The sequence below is a fragment of the Pseudorhodobacter sp. E13 genome (assembly GCF_003991405.1).
GTDB lineage: Bacteria > Pseudomonadota > Alphaproteobacteria > Rhodobacterales > Rhodobacteraceae > Pseudorhodobacter.
In genome coordinates this window covers 1-23,877 of sequence record NZ_RPEN01000136.1, presented here as the reverse complement: position 1 = coordinate 23,877, position 23,877 = coordinate 1, and the positions used below count along the sequence as shown (strand labels likewise).

Sequence of the window (23,877 nt, the reverse complement as noted above, 5' to 3'; positions counted from 1 at the left end):
CCCCCGCAACGGGAAACACGGCCGCTGGCCCAAGGAATGTGAACGAGGAAAATATGCTGGAAATCAAGAACCTGCACGTCAAACTTGAAGAAGAAGATAAGGTTATCCTGAAAGGGGTGGACCTGAAGATCGGCGCGGGCGAAGTGCATGCGATCATGGGGCCGAACGGGTCGGGCAAATCCACGCTGTCTTATGTCTTGTCGGGCAAGGCTGGCTATGAAGTCACTGACGGCAGCGCCGCGCTGGAAGGCGAGGAACTGCTGGAGATGGAACCCGAAGAGCGCGCGGCGGCGGGCCTGTTTCTGGCGTTTCAATATCCGGTCGAAATTCCCGGCGTGGGCAACATGACCTTTTTGCGCACCGCGGTGAACGCGCAGCGCAAGGCGCGCGGCGAAGAGGAGCTTTCGGCAGGTGACTTCCTGAAAGTGGTGCGCGAAAAGGCGAAGGCGCTGAAAATCGACGCCGATATGATGAAGCGCCCGGTCAATGTGGGCTTTTCGGGTGGTGAGAAAAAGCGCAACGAAATTCTGCAAATGGCAATGCTGGAACCCAAGATGTGCATCTTGGATGAAACCGATTCCGGCTTGGATGTGGACGCGATGAAGCTGGTGTCGGAAGGCGTGAACGCGCTGCGCGATGCTGGGCGGTCTTTCCTTGTTATCACGCATTATCAACGGCTTCTGGACCATATCAAGCCTGATGTCGTGCATATCATGGCCGATGGCCGCATTGTGAAAACCGGCGGCCCCGAATTGGCGCTGGAGGTGGAGCAGAACGGCTACGCGGATATTCTGGCCGAGGTGGTGTAATGGCCCAGTTGCAAGCGAAACAAGACGCGCTGAGCGCGCGCATCGCAGGGCTGGACTTGCCCAAAAGCGGCTGGTCTGCCCCGTTGCGGGCCGAGGCGCTGACCCGCCTGTCGGCCATGGGCCTGCCGGGCAAGCGCGATGAATACTGGCGCTATACCGATCCGACCAGCCTGACGGTGGCCGAGGCCCCGGCGGCGGCGCCGTTCACCTATTCCGATGAGAAGATGGTGTTCACCGATATCGACCGTTTGCGCATCGTCTTTGTCGATGGCGTGTTTGATGCGGCGCAATCGGATGATCTGGCTTTGGCCGGGGTCGAAATCTCGTTGCTGGCGGAGGCGGGGGATATTCACTGGGCCTCGGACCTTTACGGTGTGTTGGAAGCGCGCGGGCAAACCCCGGTGCAGCGGCCCTTGGCCACGTTGAACACCGCCTTTGCAACCCAAGGTGTGTTGATCCGCGCCACGGGCAAGGCGGCGAAACCTGTTTCACTGATTTATCTTCATAAATCAGAGGCTTCTGACGTGATCTTGCATCACTGCATCAAGGTCGAAGCAGGGGCAGAGCTTACGGTGCTGGAAAACGGCCCGGCGGCGGCGCGGTTCAACAAGGTGATGGAGGTTGAGATTGCCGAAGGCGGCCGCTTCCACCATATCCGCACCCAAGGCCGCGACCATGAACGCCGCGCCGCGACGCATATCTTCGCGCGGCTGGCGGCAAACGCGCTGTTCAAAAGCTTTACGCTGACGGCCAATGGTCGGTTGACGCGGAATGAGGCGATCATCGAATTTACCGGCGATGATGCTGTGGCCCATGTGGCGGGCGCGGCGGTAGGCGACCGGGATTTCCACCATGATGACACGGTGTTCATCACCCATGACGCCGAGCGTTGCGAAAGCCGTCAGGTGTTCAAGAAGGTGTTGAAAAACGGGGCCGTGGGCGTGTTCCAAGGCAAAATCCTTGTGAAGGCAGGCGCGCAAAAGACCGATGGCTATCAGATCAGCCAATCGCTGTTGCTGGATGATGACAGCCAGTTTCTTGCCAAGCCAGAGCTGGAAATCTACGCCGATGACGTGGTGTGCAGCCATGGCTCTACCTCGGGCGCGATTGATGAGGCGGCGCTGTTCTACCTGCGCTCTCGTGGGGTGCCGGAACGGGCGGCGCAAAGCCTGCTGGTGCTGGCCTTTCTGGCCGAGGCGATTGCCGAGATTGAGGGTGAAACCCTTGCCGAAGATATCCGGGTCCGGATGGAAAACTGGTTGACCCGGCACGAGGGGAAGTAAGTGCCCGTTACCAATGACATCGTAAAGTCATGGCACAGCCCGCGCGTGGTGATGCGGTCGCATCTGGCGCGCGGACGGTCAGAGCCTTGGGCGTTTTCCTTGCTGGTGGCCTTTATGGTTGTGGCCTTTGTGGCGCAATGGCCGCGGGCCAGCCGTGTCAGCTTTCTAACGCCCGAGGTGCCGCTGTCGCCGCAGCTTCTGGCGATGGCCTTGGGGATATTGGCGCTTATACCGGTGTGGTATCTGCTGGCCGCGATCACGCGCTGGATCAGCGCGCTGGCGGGCGGGCAGGGCGACCATTACGGCGCGCGGCTGGCCTTGTTCTGGGCCTTGGTCACGGTGACGCCCTTGATGTTGCTGCAAGGGCTGGTTGCGGGCATGATCGGGCCGGGGCCGGGCTTGTCGGCTGTCACCAGCCTGACGGGCGTGGCCTTTCTGGTTTTCTGGATTCTCAATCTGATCGAGGCGGAGCGTTGATATGGAACTGACCCCCGCAGTCTTGCTGGCAATGGTCCGCGATACCATCCGCGCCCCGCGCGACGGTGCGCAGGCCATCATGCGGATCGGGTTTTCCCCGGCGATCGGCTGGATGGCGCTGCTGCTGATGGCGGTCGCCTCTACCCTGTTGACCCATCTGAGCTTTGCGATGATGCCCGCCGAGGCGCAGGATGTCTGGGCCGCTGCCATGACAAGCCCGGTGCGTACGGCGATCATGCAATGGGTGGTGCTGCTGATTTCCGTCCATGCGATCCACAAGGTCGGGCGTTGGCGCGGCGGCAAGGGCAGCCTTGACCAGACGGTGCTGCTGGTGGCATGGCTGCAATTCATCCTGCTTTGTGTGCAAATCGTGCAATTGGTCGTGCAAACGCTGGTGCCGCCGATGTCTGATCTGGTCGGTTTGTTGGGGCTGGTGCTGTTTTTCTGGTTGCTGACCAATTTCGTGGCGACGCTGCACGGGTTCCAATCGCTGGCGCTGACCTTTGTCGGCATTCTGATCACCCTGTTTGCGGCGGCGACCATCCTTGCATTCATTTTCGCGCTGATCTTTGGCGCGGCCCCGGCCGGAGTATGAGCGATGTTTGACGTGTCGAAAATTCGTGCCGATTTCCCGATCCTGTCGCGGCAGGTGAATGGCAAGCCCTTGGTTTATCTGGACAATGGCGCCTCGGCGCAAAAGCCGCAGGTGGTGATTGATGCCATCACCCAAGGCTATGCCCATGAATATGCCAATGTGCATCGCGGCCTGCATTACCTGTCCAACCTTGCCACCGACAAATATGAGGCGGTGCGCGGCAAGGTGGCGCGGTTTCTCAACGCGCCGTCAGAGGATGAGATCGTCTTTACCACCGGCACCACTGAAGGCATCAACCTGATTTCCTATGCCTGGGCCGCGCCGCGGTTTCAGGCGGGGGATGAGGTGGTGCTGTCCATTCTGGAACATCACGCCAATATCGTGCCGTGGCATTTCCTGCGCGAACGCTTGGGCGTGGTGCTTAAATGGGTGGATTGCGATGCCAATGGCGATCTGGACCCGCAGGCGGTGATTGATGCGATCGGCCCGCGCACCAAGCTGGTGGCGATCACGCAGATGTCGAATGTCACTGGCACCGTGGTCGACGTGGCCAGCATCTGCCACGCGGCCCGCGCGCGCGGCGTGGCCACGCTGGTCGATGGCTCGCAGGCGGCGGTGCATATGCCGGTGGATGTGGCCGCGATGGGTTGCGATTTCTATGCGATCACCGGGCACAAGCTTTACGGCCCCTCCGGCTCTGGCGCGATGTTTATCCGGGCAGAGCGGATGGCCGAGATGCGCCCCTTTCTGGGCGGCGGCGATATGATCCGTGAGGTGACGCGCGATGCCGTCAGCTATAACGATGCGCCGATGAAGTTTGAGGCAGGCAGCCCCGGCATCGTGCAGCAAATCGGCATGGGGGTGGCGCTGGATTATATGATGGGCATCGGCATGCAGGCGATTGCCGCGCATGAGGCCCGTTTGCGCGATTATACCCGCGACCGTCTGGCGGGGTTGAACTGGTTGAATGTGCAAGGCAATTCCGCCAGCAAGGGTGCCATTTTCAGCTTTACGCTGAACGGGGCCGCCCATGCGCATGATATCTCGACCATCCTCGACAAGCGCGGGATTGCGGTGCGCGCAGGCACCCATTGCGCCATGCCCTTGATGGAACATCTGGGCGTCGGCGCCACCTGCCGCGCCTCCTTTGCGATGTATAACACCACCGAAGAGGCCGACAAACTGGTCGACGCGCTGGAGTTTTGCCACGAACTCTTTGGCTAGGATTTTTGCGCGGGGTCGGGGCAATAAACCCGTTGCAACCCGGCCCGGCTTTCGCTACCTAGGCGCTATCGGCACCCATAGCTCAGCTGGATAGAGCGTTGCCCTCCGAAGGCAAAGGTCGCACGTTCGAATCGTGCTGGGTGCGCCATTTCCCCGATCAGCGCCGCAAGATCATCTGCTCGCCCGCGATCTCGATGCGGAACAGGCCCAGATAATCCATCCCCAGCAGCGACCCGCCCATTTCGCCATCATTGACATAGGCGGGCAGTGTGTCGTCCTCATACCCGCCGAGCCGCACGTTTTCCAGCGTCACGCGGGCGGTGCGCACGGTGCCATTGGCGGTTTGCGCGCTGCCAAGATAGACCAAGCCTTCCGGGTCGATCCCCAGTTTGCGCGCGTCCTCTTGCGTCAGCACAACGCCAGAGGCCCCGGTATCCACCATGAAATCCACCGGCGTGCCGTCAATATCCAGGGACAGGTAGTAATGCCCATCGCGGGCGCGGGGCAGCACCACCTCGCCGCTGGCCTCCACCATCTGGCGCGGCACAAAGCTTTGGCCCATATCCTGCCACAGCCCATAGCCCGCCATCAGCCCGACGATGATGAGGCCCCAAGACATGAGGCCCCGCGCCATTTGGCCCATGCGGCCACGAAATTCCACCAGCAGATAGCTGCCAACGGCCACCACAAGGATACCCAGATACACCACGCGGCCAAAAATCTCGCCGTCCATCACTGTCTCCACCAATTCACCTGACCGATATGGGGCAGGGCGGTCAGCCGATCAACCCGGTGCCGATAATGCCATCAATCACGAATTGCACCGAAAGGGCGGCCAGCAGCATCCCCAAAAGCCGGGTGATTACCACAGTACCGGTGCGGCCCAAGGCGCGCTCCAACGGGCCTGCGATCAGGAACAGCAGAAAGGCCATCAGGACCACAACGCCCATGACCAGATGCACGGCCAAGGTGCCTTGCCAACTGCCTGCCTCCCCCACCAGCAAGATCATGGTGGCAATCGCCCCCGGACCGGCAATCAAGGGAATGGCGATGGGAAAGACCGATGGGTCGTGGTCATGCACCGTGGCTTGCCCCTCGCGGCGCTGGGTGCGGCGTTCGAACAGCATGTCCAGCGCGGTCAGAAACAGCAAAATCCCGCCCGCGATGCGAAAGGCCGACATGGAAATACCGATGAACCCCAGCACCGCCTCTCCCAAAAGGCCAAACAGCGTCAGGATCGCAATCGCAATCACACAGGCCCGCGCCCCGATCACCCGCCGCCGTTCGGCGGTCATGCCGGGGGTCAGCGCGATAAACATCGGAATCAACCCCGGCGGGTCGATCACCACAAAGAGCGTGGCAAAAGCGGTGATCAAAAACGTGGTTTCCATAAAAACCCTTCCGGTCAGGACATATACTGTCGCCTGACTTCATCTTGGCTCAAATACCTAAAACCGAATTTTCAAAGAAAATTCGAAAATTACGCCGCAGCTTCCAGTTTTTCCTGCGCTTTCAGCCACATGGCTTCGGCCCTGTCCAGCCCTTCCATCACCTCGGCATATTTCTTTTGCCAGGTTTCCATCTCGCCCAGACGTTCCGGCTCATACAGGGCCGGGTCGGCGAGTTTCTTGGCCAGTTTGTCGCGCATATCGTTCAGCTTGACCAGACGTTCCTCGCATTTGCGCACCTCGGCGCGCAGGGCCATCACCTCATCCCGGCTGGCTTTCTTCGGCTTTTCAACGGGTTTGGCAGGCTTTGCCGTCTCATCGCCCGCCAAAAGCTGCTTGCGATAGGCTTCCAAGTCCTCACCATAGGGGGCCACCGCGCCGCCTTTGACCAGCCACAAGCGGTCGGCGACCAGCCCAAGCAGGTGCATGTCATGGCTGACCAGCACCACCGCGCCGGAATATTGCGTCAGTGCCTCAACCAGCGCTTCGCGGCTTTCCATATCAAGGTGGTTGGTCGGTTCGTCGAGGATCAGCAGATGCGGCGCCTCCAGTGTGGCCAGCAGCAGCGACAGCCGCGCCTTTTGTCCACCCGACAAACGCCCGACCACGGTTTCCGCTTGGTCCGCCAGCAAGCCAAACCCCGCCAGTCGCGCCCGCAGACGTGGTTGCCCTTCGGCAGGGCGCATGCGTTGCAAATGCTGCAAGGGGGTTTCATCAATGAACAACTCATCCACCTGATGCTGGGCGAAATAACCGATGCGCAGCTTGCTGCTTTGCGTCATCTTGCCCGACACAGGTTTAAGTTTGCCCGCCAACAGCTTGGAAAGCGTGGATTTTCCTTCGCCGTTGCGCCCCAGCAGCGCGATCCGGTCATCCTGGTCAATCCGCAAGGACAGGTTGCGCAGCACCGGCGGGCCGTCATAGCCGACTGAGACGCCATCCATATTGATGATGGGCGGCGAAAGCTCCTCCGGCTCGGGGAAGGTGAACACCTGTTTGCGCGCCTCTTCCGGCGGCGTGATGGTTTCCATCTTTTCCAGCATCTTCACGCGGCTCTGCGCCTGCACGGCTTTGCTGGCCTTGGCCTTGAACCGGTCGACAAAGCTTTGCAAATGCGCGCGCCGCGCCTCTTGCTTCTTGGCTTCGGCTTGCAACACCGCACGACGTTCGGCCATCTGGCGGGCGAACTGGTCATAAGGCCCGGTCCAATAGGTCAGCTTTTTCTCATCCAGATGCAAAATGCCCTGCACGGCGCGGTTCAACAGCCCACGATCGTGGCTGATGATGATGACCGTATGCGGGTATTTCGCCAGATAGCTTTCCAGCCACAAGGCCCCTTCAAGGTCCAGATAGTTGGTCGGCTCGTCCAGCAGCAGGAAATCGGGCTGCGCAAACAGCACCCCCGCCAACGCCACCCGCATCCGCCACCCGCCCGAGAAATCCGAACAGGGGCGCAACTGCGCCTCGGCGTCAAAGCCCAGACCCTTCAGAATGCTCGCCGCGCGCCCTTCGGCAGACCAGGCGTCAATGTCATTCAATCGCGCCTGCACCTCGGCAATGCGGTGCGGGTCGGTGGCGGTTTCCGCCTCGGCCAACAGCGCCTCGCGTTCCGTATCGGCTTGCAACACGGTTTGCAGCAACGTGGTCGAGGACGATGGCACCTCTTGCGCCACCCCCCCGATGCGCGACCGCGCAGGCATGGAAATATCGCCCCCCTCCAGCGCCAACTCCCCCCGGATCAGGCGGAACAACGTGGTTTTCCCCGCGCCATTGCGGCCCACAAGCCCGACCTTATGGCCGGTGGGAATGGTAGCAGAGGCACCCACAAGCAAGGGGCGGCCTTCGACGGAATAGCTGATATCTGATATGCGCAACATGGGCCACGCCATGCCTTACGCAGCGCGGAAGGTCAATCCGTCTGCACCGGGCAACAGGAATTATCCGCAGCCGTTGCGGCGCTTGTTGATGCATGCCAGACTGGAAGGCATCCCGAGAGCAAAGCAAGCCCGACAACAATGCATATCCCCCTTGTCGCCCCAGCTGAACAATTGGATTACCATAATGCCCAATCGCTGACCTTGCCGCGGGCCATCACCGCGCTGGAGGCGTGGAACATCGCCATGCGCAACCCTGTGCCCGGCATGGCCGCGGCGATGTGGCTACGGGATCGTATCTCGGGGCTGTTCGGTGTAACCCCGATCATCGGTTTTTCGGGAACGCAGCGCGCAAATGTGCAAAGGGGCGACCGGCTCGATTTTTTTCTGGTCGAGGACATCACCGATCAGCTTTTGGTGCTGACCGCGCGTGACCGGCATCTGGATGTGATGACCACCGTGACCACCTATGACCAAATCCTGACGATCACCAGTTCGGTCATAACTCATAATCGCTTTGGCCGCGCCTATATGCTGCCCGTGGGACTGGCGCATAAGGTGATCGTCTGGTGGATTTTGCGGAAACTGGCGGCAGAGCTGTCTCAAAAGTGACGCCATCGCAGGCCTTTTCAAGCCAGCCCACCCATGATAGCAGGCGGCCACAAACATCACGCGGATCCCCGCGCATATCAAAGTGAGAAAACCATGGCCGTAGAACGCACCCTGTCGATGATCAAACCCGACGCCACCAACCGCAACCTGACTGGCAAGATCAACGCCAAGTTCGAGGAAGCTGGCCTGCGCATCGTGGCGCAAAAGCGCATCCACCTGTCGCCCGCCCAAGCCGGCGCGTTCTATGCCGAACACGCCGAGCGTCCCTTCTATGGCGAGTTGGTTGAATTCATGTCCTCCGCTCCGATCATCGTTCAGGTGCTGGAAGGCGAAGGCGCCATTCTGAAAAACCGCGAAGTCATGGGCGCCACCAACCCGGCCAATGCGGCTGATGGCACCATCCGCAAGGAATTCGCTTTGTCGGTTGGCGAAAACTCGGTCCACGGCTCCGACAGCCCGGAAGCCGCCGCCCGCGAAATCGCTTTCTACTTCTCCGGCCTCGAACTGGTCGGCTGACCCGACAGGGGCGGCCAACGCGCCGCCCCCTTCGCAGCGCTTTCATCTATTTAAAAATATCCTGCGGGGGTCCGGGGGTGCAAAACCCCCGGCCTCTGCCATTATGGCAATCGCCGAAGTAGAACCCCATGGCCCGCGCCCCGCTTTTGCAACTCTCCGGTATCTCGCTGACCTTCGGCGGCGACCCTGTGTTCGACAATCTCGATCTCGTCGTGCATCCCGGTGATCGCGTGGCACTGGTCGGGCGCAATGGTTCGGGCAAATCCACCTTGATGAAGGTGATGGCCGGATTGGTCGAGGCCGATGCCGGCAGCCGCGTGGTCCCCCCCGGTGTCACCGTCGGCTATATGGAGCAAGACCCCGATCTCTCCGCCTTTGAAACCTTGGGCGATTACGCCGCCGCCACCTTGCCGGACGGCGAGGAATACAAAGTTGCGATGGTGGCCGAAGGGTTGAAGTTCAATCCCGAAACCCCGGTCGCCTCTGCCTCGGGCGGCGAACGCCGCCGCGCGGCCCTTGCGCGCCTGATGGCCGAAGCGCCCGAGTTGATGCTTCTCGACGAACCCACCAACCACCTCGACATCCAAGCCATCCAATGGCTGGAGGAGGAGTTGAAATCCACCCGCACCGCCTTTGTCCTTATCTCGCACGACCGTGCCTTCCTCAAGGCGCTGACGCGGGCAACGCTCTGGATTGATCGTGGTCAGGTCCGCCGCCGCGAATCCGGTTTTGACGGGTTCGAGGAATGGCGCGAAACCGTCTGGGCCGAAGAGGACGAACAGCGCCACAAACTCGACCGCAAGATCAAGGCCGAGGCGCGTTGGGCTGTCGAAGGCATTTCCGCCCGCCGCAAACGCAATCAGGGCCGGGTGCGCGCCTTGGCCGCCCTGCGCGAAGAGCGCGCCAGCCAGATCCGCCGTCAGGGCACCGCCGCCCTCGCCTTGGAATCGGGCACCAACTCGGGCAAGCGCGTGGTAGAGGCAAAAGCCATCAGCAAGGCCTTTGGCGACACCCAAATCGTCAACAACCTCGATCTGCGCGTGCTGCGCGGTGATCGTATCGCCTTTGTCGGCCCCAATGGCATCGGCAAAACCACGCTGTTGAAAATGCTGACCGGCGAAATTCAACCCGATTCAGGCTCCATCACCCTTGGCACCAATCTCGATATCGCGGTGTTCGACCAGACCCGCGCGCAACTTGACCCGAACGCCAGCCTCTGGGATAATCTGACCAATGATCCGACGATGGCCGTCTCTGGCAGTTCCGATCAGGTGATGGTGCGCGGTGTGCCCAAGCATGTCGTGGGCTACCTCAAGGATTTCCTGTTCAATGAGGCACAGGCCCGCGCCCCCGTCCGCTCACTCTCAGGGGGCGAAAAGGCGCGGCTTTTGCTGGCGCGGATCATGGCGAAACCCTCGAACCTGCTTATTTTGGACGAACCGACCAACGATCTTGACGTCGAAACGCTGGACCTGCTGCAAGATATCCTTGGCGATTACGATGGCACCGTGCTGCTGGTCAGCCACGACCGCGATTTCATCGACCGCGTCGCCACCTCCACCGTGGCGCTGGAAGGGCAGGGGCGCGTTGGCGTCTTTCCCGGCGGCTGGACCGATTACATGACCCAGCGCGATACCGAATGGGCCCCCGAGGCCACGTTCAAGCCCAAAACCACCAGCGCCCCCACCCCGAAAGCCGAGGCCAAGCGCGCCGATACCCTGTCCTTCACCGAACGCAAGCGGCTGGAAAACCTGCCCGACCTGATCGCAAAGATGGAGGCCGAGATCAGCAAACTGGGCGAATTGCTGGAAGCCGATGATCTGTTCACCAAGGAACCCGTCAAGTTCCGCAAAGCCTCCGAGATGATGGCCGAGCGCCAGACCCAACTCGCCGCGCTGGAAGAAGAATGGATGGCGCTGGAGGAAAAAGCCGCCTCTGCCTGACCACTGTGCAACGCCGCGCCGCGGTCAAGGACTGCGGTGCACACAAGCGCGTAACCCACCGCTTTTCTTTGGTTTTCGGCCAGTTCCCGCGCAAGGCCGGGTCTGCCATCGGCGGAAACGGGCGCGGCCCGGTCACAGGCTCTCACAGCGCCGTGAGGGGGGCCTGACAGTCCGGAACCAAGGGCTTACCTGCACGTTGAAGCCATAGTCGGAACTGTCCGAAGGCTTATAACGAAAGGTAGACCCATGAAATATATCGCATCCCTCGCCCTTGCCTCCACGCTGGCCGCCCCGGCCTTTGCAGGCGGGCTTGCCAGCCCCGAACCCGAACCGATGGTCGCAGCCCCGGTCATCGCCGCCCCCGTCAGCGCCGATTGGAGCGGGTTTTACGCCGGTGCCCAGCTTGGCTATGGCGATGTGAACACCTCCGCCGCCGGGCTCGAAGGCGATGGCGCGCTGGGGGGTGTCCATGCCGGGTATCGCTATGATTACGGGCAATTCGTCGCCGGGGCAGAACTGGCTTATAACGCCGCCAATATCGACCTTGGCGGTGTCAACAAGTTGACCGATGTTACCCAGCTGAAACTGATGGGCGGCTATGATCTGGGCAGCACGCTGGTCTATGGCACGCTCGGCGCGGCCCATGCCAAGGCGGATCTGGGCGGTGCTGGCTTCTCTGATACCGGCTATCTGGTTGGCGTCGGCATGGATTACGCCCTCAACGACCGCTGGACCATCGGTGGTGAATTGACCCACCACCGCTTTGACAATTTCGACAACACCGGCGCCGATATCCGCGCCAATACCGCGCAGATCAAACTGGGCATGCGCTTCTGATCGCCCGAACCGCCTAAGCAACACCCGCCGCGCGGGGTCAAAAGGCCGGGCAAAAGGGCGGGGCAACACTCCCCGCCCGTCTTTCTTTTCGGCGAAAATATCCCACGGGGGTCTGGGGGTGTGAAACCCCCAGCTTTGCGGTGGGTCTGGGGGTGTGAAACCCCCAGCTTTACAGTGGGTCTGGGGGTGTGAAACCCCCAGCTTTGGCCGGCGGCAGGCCCCGCGCCCTCAGCGCATGCGCAAGGCCCCGTCCAGCCGGATGACCTCGCCGTTCAGATACCCGCTTTCCACGATAAAGGCGGCCAGGGTGGCGAATTCCTCCGGGCGGCCCAAGCGTTTGGGAAAGGTCACATCGGCGGCCAGACCCGCTTGGATTTCCGCCCCCAACCCTTCCAGCATCGGGGTCAGAAACACCCCCGGCGCAATCGCGCAGACCCGCACGCCGATCCCTGCCAGATCACGGGCGGCAGGCAGCGTCATCCCCGCAATCCCGGCCTTGGAGGCCGCATAGGCCGCTTGCCCCTTTTGCCCGTCAAATGCCGCGATAGAGGCCGTGTTGATCACCACGCCGCGCTCGCCATCCTCGGGGCTGTTCTGCGCCATTTCCGCTGCGGCCAGCCTCATGCAGTTGAAACTGCCCACCAGATTGATATCAATCGTGCGCTGAAACAGCGCCAGATCATGCGGCCCCTCGCGCCCCACGATCCGCGCACCTGTCGCAATACCGGCACAATTGACCAGCACCGAAATGCGGCCCATCGCGGCCTTGGCCGCAGCGATCCCGGCCGCGACAGAGGCCTCTTGCGTCACATCCACCATTGCAAAGCCTGCGCCGATCTCGGCAGCCAAGGCCGCACCCTTGGCGCTGTCGCGGTCAAACAGCATGACCTTCGCACCTTTGGCCCGGAAGGCCCGCGCCACCGCAGCCCCCAAGCCCGAGGCCCCCCCGGTCACAATCACCGCACTGTCCTTGATCTGCATCGCAGCCTCCCCCGCTTGGCTTAACTGAACATGTGTTCAATTAGCCCGAAACCCGCCGCCCTGTCGAGGGGTTACCACTTGCCGGATGCGCCGCCGCCACCCGAACGCCCGCCACCAAAGCCGCTGCTGGAGTTGGATTTCGCCCGCGCCCGCTTTTCACGCGAGGGCAGGCTGTAGCTTTCGCGGCGGTCATTCCCGCATTGGCCGCAGGTTTCATGCCGCAGCGCCTGACCATCCGTGGTCTGCCCGGCCTCGGTGATCACCTCGCGCGTCACGCGTAGCGCGCGCGCCCCGCAATTGGGGCAGGCCCGGAACCGCACCGCCACATCGCGCAGCCAATCCTTGAAGATGACGCCCAGCACGACCAGCGCAAACCCGATCCCCACAACGAATTTGAAGACGCGTTCCAGCACGGCCCCGAGCCCGAAACCGCTTTCATCGGCAATCGGTTCGTTTGCGGCAAAAGGGCGGGCGATCTGGTCAATCGCCATCATCACCCCGTCCTCCAACCCTTTGGCGTAATCGGCGTTGCGAAAGGCGGGCAGCATGGCGCTGTCAATCACCCGTTGTGCGCGCCCGTCCCAGACCACGTCATAACCATCGCCCAAGGCGATGCGCATCTCGCGATCCTCACGGGCGACAAGGATCAACACGCCGTCATTGCGGGTGGCATCGCCAATGCCCCAAGCGTTGAACCAGCCCGTCGCGAAATCGGCAAAACGCCCGGTGCCGCCGTAATAGGCCTGACGCTCAATCGTGGCCAGAACGATATGCACCCCGGTTTCGTCGCGTGCGGCTTGCAGGGCGGCGCTGATGCGGGCCTCGTCGGCCTCGGGCAGCAGATCGGCGTAATCGCTGACAGTATCGGACAGCGGCTCTGGAAAGCTTTGGGCAAAGGCCGCGCAGGGCAGCCACAGCACCAGCAACAAAACGCGCCACATGATTACACCTCATCCCCCGGATATTTGCGCCAAAGGATGCATGCGGCGGCCCCGCTGCACAAGCCCCTTGGCGACCGCCTTTCGCATGTGCTAAGCTATGCTTATGAAAACATCAGGCCTCATTTGCATTTGCTGCATCACCTGCTGACATCTGTCACGCGGGCCTGCCTTCTTTTCATTTCCAATCAAGGATGAAATTGATATGCCCGCGCGGGAAAGCTGTATTTGCCGCCGCGAAAAGGGATGGAAATGACGACGATCAAGCTGCACAATGCGAAAAGCCGGGGGAAAGAGGTTTTCACCCCGATTGATGCCGAAAATGTGCGGATTTATCTTTGCGGTCCTACGGTCTATGACCGCGCCCATATTGGCAATGCGCGCAATGTCATCATGTTCGATGTGTTGTTCCGGCTGCTGCGGCAGGTCTATGGCGCGGATCATGTGACCTATGTGCGCAATTTCACCGATGTCGATGACAAGATCAACGCCGAGGCGCTGCGCCGCCAAAGCGCGGGTGAGGCAGGCACGCTGGAGGCGTTGATCCACCAGCGGACCGAGGAAACCATCGCCTGGTATCACGCCGATATGGATGCACTCGGCAATCTGCGCCCCACGCATGAGCCGCGCGCGACCGAATACATAGGCCAGATGATCGCGATGACGGCGGATCTGATTGCAAAGGGTCATGCCTATGAGGCCGAGGGCCATGTGCTGTTTGATGTGCGGTCCTTTCCCGATTACGGCAAGCTGTCGGGGCGGTCGGTGGATGACATGATCGCAGGCGCGCGGGTAGAGGTGGCTCCCTACAAGCGCGACCCGATGGATTTTGTGCTGTGGAAACCTTCGGATGCCGAGACGCCGGGCTGGGACAGCCCTTGGGGCCGGGGGCGGCCGGGCTGGCATATCGAATGCTCTGCCATGTCGCAGGCGCTGCTGGGGCCATCGTTTGACATTCACGGCGGCGGCACCGACCTGACCTTCCCGCATCATGAAAACGAGTTGGCCCAAAGCTGCTGCGCCAACCCGAACGAGGGGTTTGCCACTGTCTGGCTGCATAATGAGATGTTGCAGGTGGAGGGCAAGAAAATGTCCAAGAGCCTTGGCAATTTCTTTACCGTGCGCGATTTGCTGGATCAGGGTATCCCGGGCGAGGTGATCCGCTTTGTGTTCCTGCAAACGCATTACCGCAAGACGATGGACTGGACGGCAGAGAAGGCCGCGCAGGCCGAAGCCACCTTGCGCAAGTGGCGCGGGTTTACGGCCGGCATTGAGCCCGCCGCAAACCCGTTGGGCCCGGTGATCGACGCCTTGTCGGATGATCTGAACACCGCGGGGGCCTTGGCCGCGCTGCATGAGGCGGCGGGGCAAGGCGATTACGCGGGGCTTCTGGCCTCGGCCCGGTTGATGGGGTTGCTGGACGAGGGCATGGGCGATTGGGCGCAGGCGGTGGACCTGAGCGCCTATGCGCAGCGCTTGGCAGCGGTTTGGGCAGAGGCGAAACTGTCAAAGGATTTTGCGGCGGTCGATGCGATGAAAGCCGCGTTGAGTGCGGCGGGGGTGGAGATTCAGATGGGCAAGGATGGGGTGCTTTTGCAGCCCGGGCCGGGGTTTGATGCGGCAAAGCTGGAGGCAATTTCGTGAGGCTGTGTTGTTTGGCGCGCGCTGGGGGCTGTCTGCCCCCAGACCCCCGAAGGTATTTTTGCCAAGATGAAGGGGGGCGGGGGTGATGAAAGAACGCCTTTACCTTTTCGACACCACCTTGCGCGATGGGCAGCAGACGCAAGGGGTGCAGTTTTCCACGCCGGAGAAGGTGCAGATCGCGCGGGCATTGGATGCTTTGGGCGTCGATCATATCGAAGGTGGTTGGCCGGGGGCGAACCCGACCGACAGTGAGTTCTTTGCGCAGAGCCTTGCCACGCGTGCCACCATGACCGCCTTTGGCATGACCAAGCGGGTGGGGCGGTCTGCCGAAAATGATGATGTATTGGCGGCGGTGCTGGATGCCGGCACGCCTGCGGTATGCCTTGTGGGCAAGACGCATGAGTTTCACGTTACCACCGCCCTTGGCGTCAGCCTTGAAGAGAACCGCGAGGCGATTGCGGCCTCTTTCGCGCATGTCATCGCCAAGGGGCGCGAGGCGTTGTTTGATGCCGAGCATTTCTTTGACGGCTACAAGGCCAACCCGGACTATGCGCTGTCGTGTTTGCGGGCGGCCTATGATGCGGGGGCGCGCTGGATCGTGCTCTGCGATACCAATGGCGGCACCTTGCCTGCCGAGGTGGGGCGCATTACCGCTGCGGTGATTGCGGCGGGGATACCGGGTGATCATCTGGCGATCCATTGTCATGATGATACGGGCAATGCGGTGGCCTGTTCGCTGGCAGCGGTGGATGCCGGCGCGCGGCAGATTCAGGGCACGCTGAACGGTTTGGGGGAGCGCTGCGGCAATGCCAATCTGATCAGCCTTATCCCCACGCTGTTGCTGAAGGAACCCTATGCCAGCCGCTTTGAAACCGGTGTCAGCCGCGCGGCGCTGGCGGGATTGTTGCGCACCAGCCGGATGCTGGATGACATTTTGAACCGCGTGCCGCAGCGGGCGGCGGCCTATGTCGGGGCCTCGGCCTTTGCGCATAAGGCGGGGCTGCATGCGAGTGCCATCCTAAAAGACCCCACCACCTATGAGCATGTGCCCCCCGATGTGGTCGGCAATGCGCGCATTATCCCGATGTCCAATCAGGCCGGGCAATCCAACTTGCGGGCGCGGCTGGCGGCGGCAGGGATTGAGGTGGAGGCGAAAGACCCGCGCCTTGCCGGAATTCTGGAGGAGATCAAGCAGCGCGAGGATCAGGGCTATGCCTATGATGGCGCGCAGGCCAGTTTTGAGCTGTTGGCGCGGCGCGCCCTGGGGCTGTGCCCGGAGTTCTTTGAGGTCAAGCGCTACCGCGTCACGGTGGAGCGCCGCAAGAACAAGCGCAACCAGATGGTCAGCCTTTCGGAGGCCGTGGTGGTGGTCAAGATCGGTGAGCAAAAGATGCTGTCGGTCAGTGAGAGCATGGATGCAAGCGGCACCGACCGTGGCCCCGTCAACGCGCTGTGGAAGGCGCTGGCCAAGGATCTGGGGCGGTTCCAATCCTGTATCGACGATATGCATCTGGTCGATTTCAAGGTGCGCATCACCCAAGGCGGCACCGAGGCCGTGACCCGCGTCATCATCGACAGCGAGGATGCGGCGGGCAAGCGCTGGTCGACCGTGGGGGTGTCGCCCAACATTGTCGACGCGAGTTTTGAAGCATTATTGGAGGCCGTGACATGGAAACTGATCCGCGATGGCGCAGCATGAGGGTGGCAGGTCTGGCCCTGCTTCTGGCGGGCTGTCAAACAGCACCTGCCCCTGAGATCCCGTTACAGGGTGCCTATATCCGCATGTTGCAAGGCCATGACGGGGTGAATTTCGCCCATGTTACCATTTTCCCGGATGACCGCGTTGCCATCGGCAATGGCACAACAACGGGCATGTCCGCTGATGCGGAATGGCTGCCTGCCAAACCCGGCTTGTTCTTGCGCGCCCAAACGCTCACCGACCGGTTTTTTGCCACCGAGGGCCCCGGCTTCCAGCCGCAGGACTGCATGCACGACATGGTGGAAAAGGTTCAAGTTGCCACTGCCACGGGCCTAAGCCATGAGGCCACCTATTGCCGGGGCGAGGGGCTGGCCCCATTGACCGCGGCCTTGAACAAGCTGGTTTCGGAATGACCCAGCAGGCCTTGCAGCGCGGCGATCCCAGCCGGTTCGCGGCCTTGCTGGCCGCGCCCGCTCCGGCCCGCGCCCCCCTTGCCACGCTTTACGCCTTCAACCTTGAAATCGCCCGCGCGGCATGGATCACCAAAGAGCCGATGATCGCCGAGATGCGCCTGCAATGGTGGCGCGACGCAGTCGAGGATCTGGGCCGTGGCACGGTGCGCAGCCATGAGGTGATGCAACCGCTGGCCGATCTGGTGGCGGCGCGCGGCCTGCCGCTGGACGTGCTGGACCGCATGATCGAGGCACGGCGTTGGGATATCTATTCCGACGCTTTCGCGGATGCACAGGCGCTGGATGATTACCTCGCCGATACGGCAGGCGGCCTGATGTGGCTGTCGGGCCGCGCGCTGGGGGCAGGCGATGCGTCAGACGCGGCCTTGCGTGATTTTGGCTGGGCGGCAGGGCTTGCGGCCTATTTGCAGGCGGTGCCGGAACTGGTGGCGCGCGGCCGTATCCCGCTGCTCGATGGGCGCGACGAGGGGGTCGCGGCACTGGCCACCGAAGGGCTGGCCCGGCTGGACCGCGCGCGCAAAGCGGGGGTAGAGCCCGCCGCACGCCCCGCGCTTTTGGCGGGCTGGCAGGCCCCGGCCTTGCTGAAACTGGCGCAGGCCGAACCGGGCCGGGTGGGCGAAGGCGCCTTGCTGCTTTCGGAATTTGCGCGGCGCGGGCGGCTTTTGTGGCAGGCTTTCACCCATCGCTGGTAGGGCCGCTTCCCCCCCATCCGAATTTGCGTTAGGCTGGTGAAAAAGGGGCAAATGCCCGGTCGTGTTACGAGGAGCAGCACAATGCAGGTCACCAAAAGAACAACCCTCGCCGGGCTTGGCGCCTTGATGCTGTCGGCCTGTGTCGGCGGCGGCGGGCGCAGCGGGGCCGTGGCCGCGCGCAGCGTCACCCAGTTTCGCGCCACACCGAACGCAGGCTTTGACGCTTGGGTCGCAGGCTTTCGCGCCCGCACCACCAGCATCAGCCCCGCCGTGATGGATGCCGCCTTTCGTAACGTCGGCTTCCTGCCCGAGGTGATTGAGCGCGACCGCAACCAGACCGAATTCAAACGCAGCTTGCAAGATTATCTGGCCATTGCCGCTTCGGATGAACGCGTCTCCAAAGGCCGCGCCGCCTATGCCCGCCACCGCAGCACGCTGGACGCGATCGAACGCCGCTACGGGGTCGAAGGCCATGTGGTCACAGCCGTCTGGGGGCTGGAAAGCTTCTTTGGCGAACGGCGCGGCGATATTCCGGTGATTTCCGCCGTAGCCACGCTTGCCTATGAAGGGCGGCGCGGGGCTTTCTTTGAAAAGCAATTGGTTGCGGCGCTGAAAATCCTGCAAAATGGTGATGTCACAGCAGACCGGATGACAGGAAGCTGGGCGGGGGCGATGGGGCATACCCAGTTCATCCCCACCTCTTATCAACTGTTCGCGGTGGATTTTACCGGCGATGGCAAACGCGACATCTGGTCCGATGACCCGTCGGATTCGCTGGCCTCCACCGCGGCTTATCTGGCGAAATCCGGTTGGACCAAAGGCCAGCCCTGGGGGGTAGAGGTGCGCTTGCCCGCTGGGTTCAACGCGGGGCTTGCAGGGCGCAAATCCACCCGCAGCCCTGCCGATTGGGCCGCAATGGGCGTGCGTGATATGGATGGCGGCGTGGTGCCGAACCATGGTGCCGCCTCGATCCTTATTCCCGAAGGCACGGGCGGCCCGGCCTTTATGACCTTCCGCAATTTCACCGCGATCACGCGCTATAACAATTCCGAAAGCTATGTGATCGGCGTGGGCCACCTCTCCGACCGTATTCTGGGCCGCCCCGCGATCCGTGGCAATTTTCCACCGGATGCCAATGGCATGCGCATCGCCGACCGTCAGGATATGCAGCGCCTGCTGACGGCCAAAGGCTTTGATACCGAAGGCACCGATGGCGTAATCGGCCCCAAAACCCGCGCCGCCATTTCCGCCTATCAGGCCAGCCGTGGCATGGCCGTGACGGGCGAGCCGAGCCTCGAACTCTTGGCCAGCCTGCGCTAGGGCGCAAAACAAGCAGCCCCCCATCGCGCGTCCTCGCGGTGGGCAAAGGCGCATCGCCCTGATTTCATCTTGGCAAAAATACCTATGCGCAGCCTCCGCCACAAACGACCGTTCGGGCAGACGCGCAGGTTTGCGACAAGGGCTGTTTCAACAGTTAAAATTTCATAAATAAAATTGGCAAATTCTTTGTTTTACAAAGGCTTGCCAGTCATTCCGCGCGCGATTCAGCGCGCGGACCCCGGCTCAGGCCGAGCGGGTTTCCTTGGGCTGCATCGCCAGCCAGATCAGCGCGCCCCCTGCCAGCACCAGAAATGGCACCATCGCCATATTCACGGCCGCCCAGCCTTCCTCGACCGAGCCGCCGGAACAGTTCATCAACCCGCCCGAAGATAGCGAGGCCATGGTGACGCCGCCAAAAACCAGCAGATCGTTCAACCCCTGCATCCGCCCGCGTTCATGCGGCGCATGGGCCCCGGCCAGCATCGAGGTGGCCCCGATGAAACCAAAGTTCCAGCCGATGCCCAACAAGATCAGCGCGGCAAAGAAATTCTCCAGCTCGACCCCGGTCAGGGCCACAGCCCCGGCAGCCGCCAAGATCAACAGCCCCAGCCCGATGATCTTTTCCACCCCGAACCGCGCAATCAGATGCCCGGTGAAAAACGACGGGATATACATCGCCAGAACATGCGCCGTGACCACATCGGCCGCGTTAGAGGTTTCATACCCACAACCCACCACCGCCAGCGGGGAAGAGGTCATCACAAGGTTCATCAACGCATAAGAGACGGTCGCACAAATCACCGCCACCGCGATGCGCGGCGTGCGGATCATCTCCCAGCGGGTGCGCCCCAAAGCATCGCCGACTTTTGGTTTCGGCGGCTTGGGGATGTTCAGCCCCAGAAACAGGAAAGAACCAAGGATGTTCAGCCCGATCACCGCCAGATAAGTGCCCATGAACGGCACGACAAAGGCCTGCGCCGTCACCTTGACCAGTTGCGGCCCGATGATCGCCGACAGCAAGCCGCCCGCCATCACCCAAGAGATTGCCTTGGGCCGAAAGTCCTCAGAGGCGGTATCGGCGGCGGCAAAGCGGTAAAAGCCTTGCGCTGACATATAGGTGCCGGAAAACAGCGCGCCGAGCAGGAAAACCGGGAAGGAGCCGGAATACAGCCCGTAGGCGCCGATCCCGGCCCCCAGCGCGCCGGCGGCAGTGCCGATCAGAAACCCAACGCGCCGCCCGTAAGCCTGCATGATCGAGGATAAAGGTGTCGCCGATAGCATCGACCCGATCACCATGATCGAAATCGACAGCGTCGCCCAGCAGGCATTGGAGGCCAGCGTTTGTCCCGCCAGCCCCGCGATGGTAAAGATCATCGGCATCTGCGCGCCAAGGATCGCTTGGGCGGCAACCAGCACCCATACGTTGCGGCGGGATTGGGCGGGGGCGGGCAATGTCTCTGTCTGGGTCATAAGGTTGACTAGTCCTCGAACCCATATCTGGGCAAGCGCGAAATTGTCACGGGGACAATGACATGCGTCACAATCACTGCCGTTTGGGGGTTTCCCCCGCAAGGCCGCCGCATTAGCCTGACTGGAAAACGGGGTTCTATGATCGGTCGCATCATCACATCTGACGCCTGCGTCGCCGAAGGGGCGGCGTGGCTGGCGGCCGCCGAGCCTCGCTTCGCTCGGGCTTTAGGGGCCGTGGGGCCGCTGCCGCTGCGGCTGCGCGGGGATGGCTTCGCGGCGCTGTTGGACGCGATCATCGGCCAGCAGGTCAGCACGCAATCGGCCCGTGCGATCTGGGCGCGGCTGGATGCGGCGGGGCTGACCGATGAGGAAGCGGTTTTGACCGCGACCGAAGAGGGGTTGCGCGCCTGCGGTCTGTCGCGTCAGAAAATTCGCTACGCTCAGGCGCTGGCCGCCGCCCGCATCGACTATGCCGGCTTGCCCCTTCTGACCGATGCAGAGCTGTCCCAAACCTTGACCGCCGTGCCCGGTATCGGCACCTGGACCGCCGAGATCTATGCCATGTTCAGCCTTGGCCGCGCCGATGTTTTCGCCCATGGCGATCTGGCCTTGCAAGAGGCGGCGCGCCGGCTGTTCGACATGGACGACCGCCCGACAGAAACGCAGATGCGCCAGATGGCCGCAGCATGGTCGCCCTGGCGCTCGGTGGCGGCGCGGATTTTATGGGCTTATTACAGGGTTTCGACCGCGAAAGAAGGGATCAGATGACACGTAAACTTTCCTCCGCCCGCAAAGGCGCGGCACCCGGAACGGCGACCAGCATGGTTGTCTTTGTGCATGGCTACGGCGCGGATGGCGCCGATTTGCTCGGGCTTGCCGACCCGCTGGCGCAGCATCTGCCCGGCACGGTCTTTTTCTCTCCCGATGCGCCGGAGCCTTGCAACGGCGCGCCGATGGGGCGGCAATGGTTTCCGATCCCGTGGATCGATGGCTCGTCCGAGGAAGCCGCGCGCCAAGGGCTGCTGGCTGCGGCCGATGATCTGAACGCGTTTCTTGATGCGAAACTGGCCGAAGAAGGGCTGACCCCGCAAGCCCTTGCGTTGGTGGGCTTTTCCCAAGGCGCGATGATGAGCCTGCACATCGCCCCCCGCCGCAATGAGGCCATCGCGGGCGTGGTGGCCATTTCGGGGCGGCTTTTGTCTCCCGAGTTGCTGCATGAGGCGGTGGTGAAGCCGCCGGTCCTGCTGATCCACGGCGATCAGGACCCGGTCGTCCCGTTTGAGGATATGGGGCTGGCGGGCAATGCGCTGGTGGCGGCCGGGTTTGAAACCTATGGCCATGTGATGAAGGGCACCGGGCACGGCATCGCGCCGGACGGTCTGTCCGTCGGCTTGAGCTTTCTGGCGGATCGCTTGCCCAAAGTGGGCTAGGTGCGCGGCTGTCATCTTGCTGTCATGCCCGGCGATTACGCTGCGGCAGAAAACCTGTGCGGTGCAGATTCAGGGGCTTGTCAGAACGTAAACGCGATATATAGTTCCACCGAAGGGGCGAGGCCTCTCGCCCTCGCGCCCAGACGGTTGGACGGCGGCAAGGGATTTGAACGATACCATGGATGGCGACTTCAGAACGAATTTCGTGCGTGAATCATCGGCCTTGCGGCAGTATCCGGCCCTTGTGCTGAACGCCGATTACCGCCCCTTGTCCTATTACCCGCTGTCGCTGTGGCCTTGGCAAGAGGCGATAAAGGCCGCTTATCTGGACCGGGTGACCATCGTTGCGGAATATGACCAGACGGTCCGAAGCCAGCGCGCCGAGATACGGATCCCCTCTGTCGTGGTGCTGAAAGATTTTATCCAACCCCAAAAGCGCGTGGCCTTCACGCGCTTTAATCTTTTCTTGCGGGACGAATTTTGTTGCCAATATTGCGGGGCCAAGGGCGATCTGACCTTTGACCATGTGATCCCGCGCGCACGCGGCGGGGTGACAAGCTGGGAAAACGTGGTCGCGGCCTGTAGCCCGTGTAACCTGCGCAAAGGTGCGCGCAGTCTGCGCGAATGTGGTTTGCAACTGAACCGCAAGCCGCGCCGCCCCACGCCCGAAGAAATGCACGCCCATGGCCGCCGGTTTCCGCCCAATTACCTGCATGAAAGCTGGCTCGACTTTCTGTATTGGGATGCAGAATTGGACGCGTAAGACGCGGAACCTTTTTGGCTTTCGTGCGTTTCCTTATCGGCGGATTTCGGCAGCCGCGCCAAAAGCGCATTCGCTTTCGCGCGGCAAACCGCTTATGACAAAGCCAAGGGCGCGCGCATCAGTGCGGCGGGCCCAAGAACCAAGCGCAGGGCCGATGCGGGCCTGATGTTGAAAGGGTGATCCATGAAACGATTGTTGAATTCCACGGCGGCCTTGTCGATTGCTTTGGCCCATGTGCAGCCATGGCCCCTGATGGCGCAGGTTTTGGCCGATGACGGGTCTATCCTTGCGGCGGATGGCACAGTGCTGTGCCAGACCAGTGCCGATGTGGTGTGTGACATCACCAACCCCGAAGTGATCGAACAGGCCCAGAAGATCGAGGCCCAACTTGCCGCCGAAGCCGCGGCAGCGGCGGAAGCCGAAGCGCAAGCCAAGGCAGATGCGGAAGCGGCGGCAGCGGCGGAGGCCGAAGCGCAAGCCAAGGCAGATGCGGAAGCGGCGGCAGCGGCGGAGGCCGAAGCGCAAGCCAAGGCAGATGCGGAAGCGGCAGCAGCGGCGGAGGCCGAAGCGCAAGCAAAGGCGGACGCGGAAGCCGCAGCGGCGGCGGAAGCCGAAGCACAGGCCAAGGCGGATGCGGAAGCGGCAGCAGCGGCGGAAGCCGAAGCGCAGGCCAAGGCGGATGCCGAAGCGGCAGCGGCGGCGGAGGCAGAAGCGCAGGCCAAGGCAGATGCCGAAGCCGCGGCAGCGGCGGAGGCCGAAGCGGCAGCGAAGGCGGATGCGGAAGCGGCGGCAGCGGCGGAGGCTGACGCGCAAGCCAAGGCAGATGCAGAAGCAGCGGCAGCGGCGGAG

General features: G+C 62.2%; 23 protein-coding genes, 1 tRNA gene and 1 pseudogene. 19 read left to right on the top strand and 6 right to left on the bottom strand.

Annotation, left to right across the window (positions count from 1 at the left end; translation table 11 throughout):
* Positions 1 to 53 precede the first annotated feature (53 nt).
* From sufC to EGN72_RS02080, 6 genes are all read left to right on the top strand, one after another.
* Entirely contained in the window at positions 54 to 809 is a 756-nt protein-coding gene (gene sufC / locus EGN72_RS02105) for a Fe-S cluster assembly ATPase SufC (protein WP_127045005.1), read from the top strand.
* Positions 809 to 2,092: a Fe-S cluster assembly protein SufD gene (gene sufD, locus EGN72_RS02100; protein ID WP_127044995.1), complete on the top strand. Its 1,284-nt coding sequence runs from the start codon at positions 809 to 811 to the stop codon at positions 2,090 to 2,092. Before sufC ends, sufD begins: the two co-directional genes overlap by 1 nt.
* A complete protein-coding gene (locus EGN72_RS02095) occupies positions 2,093 to 2,569 on the top strand; it encodes a YIP1 family protein (RefSeq protein WP_127044994.1) in 477 nt (158 codons plus the stop codon).
* A 1-nt stretch (position 2,570) separates the two neighbouring features.
* Positions 2,571 to 3,164, top strand: a complete 594-nt coding sequence (locus EGN72_RS02090; protein ID WP_127044993.1) for a Yip1 family protein — start codon at positions 2,571 to 2,573, stop codon at positions 3,162 to 3,164.
* A 3-nt stretch (positions 3,165 to 3,167) separates the two neighbouring features.
* Positions 3,168 to 4,388, top strand: a complete 1,221-nt coding sequence (locus tag EGN72_RS02085) for a cysteine desulfurase (RefSeq protein ID WP_127044992.1) — start codon at positions 3,168 to 3,170, stop codon at positions 4,386 to 4,388.
* A 71-nt stretch (positions 4,389 to 4,459) separates the two neighbouring features.
* Positions 4,460 to 4,536, top strand: a tRNA-Arg gene (locus tag EGN72_RS02080).
* A gap of 9 nt (positions 4,537 to 4,545) precedes the next feature.
* Here the strand turns inward: EGN72_RS02080 and EGN72_RS02075 are convergent.
* From EGN72_RS02075 to EGN72_RS02065, 3 genes are all read right to left on the bottom strand, one after another.
* Complete coding sequence (locus tag EGN72_RS02075) at positions 4,546 to 5,121, bottom strand: TIGR02281 family clan AA aspartic protease (protein ID WP_127044991.1); 576 nt, start codon at positions 5,119 to 5,121, stop codon at positions 4,546 to 4,548.
* 43 nt (positions 5,122 to 5,164) lie between these two features.
* Positions 5,165 to 5,779 carry a MarC family protein gene (locus tag EGN72_RS02070; protein WP_127044990.1) on the bottom strand — a complete coding sequence of 205 codons (615 nt, stop codon included), beginning with the start codon at positions 5,777 to 5,779 and terminating at the stop codon, positions 5,165 to 5,167.
* A gap of 89 nt (positions 5,780 to 5,868) precedes the next feature.
* Positions 5,869 to 7,713: an ABC-F family ATP-binding cassette domain-containing protein gene (locus EGN72_RS02065; protein ID WP_127044989.1), complete on the bottom strand. Its 1,845-nt coding sequence runs from the start codon at positions 7,711 to 7,713 to the stop codon at positions 5,869 to 5,871.
* 138 nt (positions 7,714 to 7,851) lie between these two features.
* Here EGN72_RS02065 and EGN72_RS02060 point away from each other — a divergent pair, with 138 nt between their 5' ends.
* The 4 genes from EGN72_RS02060 to EGN72_RS02045 all read left to right on the top strand — a co-directional run bounded on the left by EGN72_RS02060 (position 7,852) and on the right by EGN72_RS02045 (position 11,618).
* On the top strand, positions 7,852 to 8,322 hold the full coding sequence (locus tag EGN72_RS02060) for a DUF2867 domain-containing protein (RefSeq protein ID WP_127044988.1): 471 nt from the start codon (positions 7,852 to 7,854) through the stop codon (positions 8,320 to 8,322).
* Between the two features lie 93 nt (positions 8,323 to 8,415).
* Positions 8,416 to 8,838, top strand: a complete 423-nt coding sequence (ndk, locus tag EGN72_RS02055) for a nucleoside-diphosphate kinase (protein ID WP_127044987.1) — start codon at positions 8,416 to 8,418, stop codon at positions 8,836 to 8,838.
* A gap of 128 nt (positions 8,839 to 8,966) precedes the next feature.
* Positions 8,967 to 10,781, top strand: a complete 1,815-nt coding sequence (locus tag EGN72_RS02050; protein ID WP_127044986.1) for an ABC-F family ATP-binding cassette domain-containing protein — start codon at positions 8,967 to 8,969, stop codon at positions 10,779 to 10,781.
* 246 nt (positions 10,782 to 11,027) lie between these two features.
* Positions 11,028 to 11,618, top strand: coding sequence for an outer membrane protein (locus tag EGN72_RS02045; RefSeq protein ID WP_127044985.1), 591 nt, complete (start codon positions 11,028 to 11,030; stop codon positions 11,616 to 11,618).
* Between the two features lie 228 nt (positions 11,619 to 11,846).
* Here EGN72_RS02045 and EGN72_RS02040 read toward each other — a convergent pair whose 3' ends face one another.
* The gene (locus EGN72_RS02040) at positions 11,847 to 12,599 is read right to left on the bottom strand and encodes an SDR family NAD(P)-dependent oxidoreductase (protein WP_127044984.1); all 753 of its coding nucleotides are present in this window, start codon (positions 12,597 to 12,599) and stop codon (positions 11,847 to 11,849) included.
* A 71-nt stretch (positions 12,600 to 12,670) separates the two neighbouring features.
* On the bottom strand, positions 12,671 to 13,540 hold the full coding sequence (locus EGN72_RS02035; RefSeq protein WP_127044983.1) for a YgcG family protein: 870 nt from the start codon (positions 13,538 to 13,540) through the stop codon (positions 12,671 to 12,673).
* 249 nt (positions 13,541 to 13,789) lie between these two features.
* Between EGN72_RS02035 and cysS the strand changes: the two genes are divergently transcribed.
* From cysS to EGN72_RS02010, 5 genes are all read left to right on the top strand, one after another.
* On the top strand, positions 13,790 to 15,181 hold the full coding sequence (gene cysS, locus EGN72_RS02030; RefSeq protein WP_127044982.1) for a cysteine--tRNA ligase: 1,392 nt from the start codon (positions 13,790 to 13,792) through the stop codon (positions 15,179 to 15,181).
* An 85-nt stretch (positions 15,182 to 15,266) separates the two neighbouring features.
* Complete coding sequence (cimA, locus tag EGN72_RS02025; RefSeq protein WP_127044981.1) at positions 15,267 to 16,880, top strand: citramalate synthase; 1,614 nt, start codon at positions 15,267 to 15,269, stop codon at positions 16,878 to 16,880.
* Complete coding sequence (locus EGN72_RS02020) at positions 16,850 to 17,293, top strand: hypothetical protein (protein WP_127044980.1); 444 nt, start codon at positions 16,850 to 16,852, stop codon at positions 17,291 to 17,293. Before cimA ends, EGN72_RS02020 begins: the two co-directional genes overlap by 31 nt.
* The gene (locus EGN72_RS02015; protein ID WP_127044979.1) at positions 17,290 to 18,045 is read left to right on the top strand and encodes a squalene/phytoene synthase family protein; all 756 of its coding nucleotides are present in this window, start codon (positions 17,290 to 17,292) and stop codon (positions 18,043 to 18,045) included. The genes EGN72_RS02020 and EGN72_RS02015 overlap by 4 nt, the downstream gene beginning before the upstream one ends.
* A gap of 81 nt (positions 18,046 to 18,126) precedes the next feature.
* A complete protein-coding gene (locus tag EGN72_RS02010) occupies positions 18,127 to 19,365 on the top strand; it encodes a lytic murein transglycosylase (protein WP_127044978.1) in 1,239 nt (412 codons plus the stop codon).
* 243 nt (positions 19,366 to 19,608) lie between these two features.
* Here the strand turns inward: EGN72_RS02010 and EGN72_RS02005 are convergent, their stop codons facing one another.
* Entirely contained in the window at positions 19,609 to 20,835 is a 1,227-nt protein-coding gene (locus tag EGN72_RS02005) for an MFS transporter (protein WP_127044977.1), read from the bottom strand.
* Positions 20,836 to 20,973: 138 nt separating this feature from the next.
* Here EGN72_RS02005 and EGN72_RS02000 point away from each other — a divergent pair, with 138 nt between their 5' ends.
* The 4 genes and pseudogenes from EGN72_RS02000 to EGN72_RS01985 all read left to right on the top strand — a co-directional run.
* On the top strand, positions 20,974 to 21,603 hold the full coding sequence (locus EGN72_RS02000) for a DNA-3-methyladenine glycosylase (RefSeq protein ID WP_127044976.1): 630 nt from the start codon (positions 20,974 to 20,976) through the stop codon (positions 21,601 to 21,603).
* Entirely contained in the window at positions 21,600 to 22,265 is a 666-nt protein-coding gene (locus EGN72_RS01995) for an alpha/beta hydrolase (protein WP_127044975.1), read from the top strand. Before EGN72_RS02000 ends, EGN72_RS01995 begins: the two co-directional genes overlap by 4 nt.
* 178 nt (positions 22,266 to 22,443) lie before the next feature.
* On the top strand, positions 22,444 to 23,028 hold the full coding sequence (locus EGN72_RS01990) for an HNH endonuclease (RefSeq protein ID WP_127045004.1): 585 nt from the start codon (positions 22,444 to 22,446) through the stop codon (positions 23,026 to 23,028).
* Between the two features lie 183 nt (positions 23,029 to 23,211).
* A pseudogene (locus EGN72_RS01985) lies at positions 23,212 to 23,877 on the top strand (hypothetical protein); the annotation flags it as partial.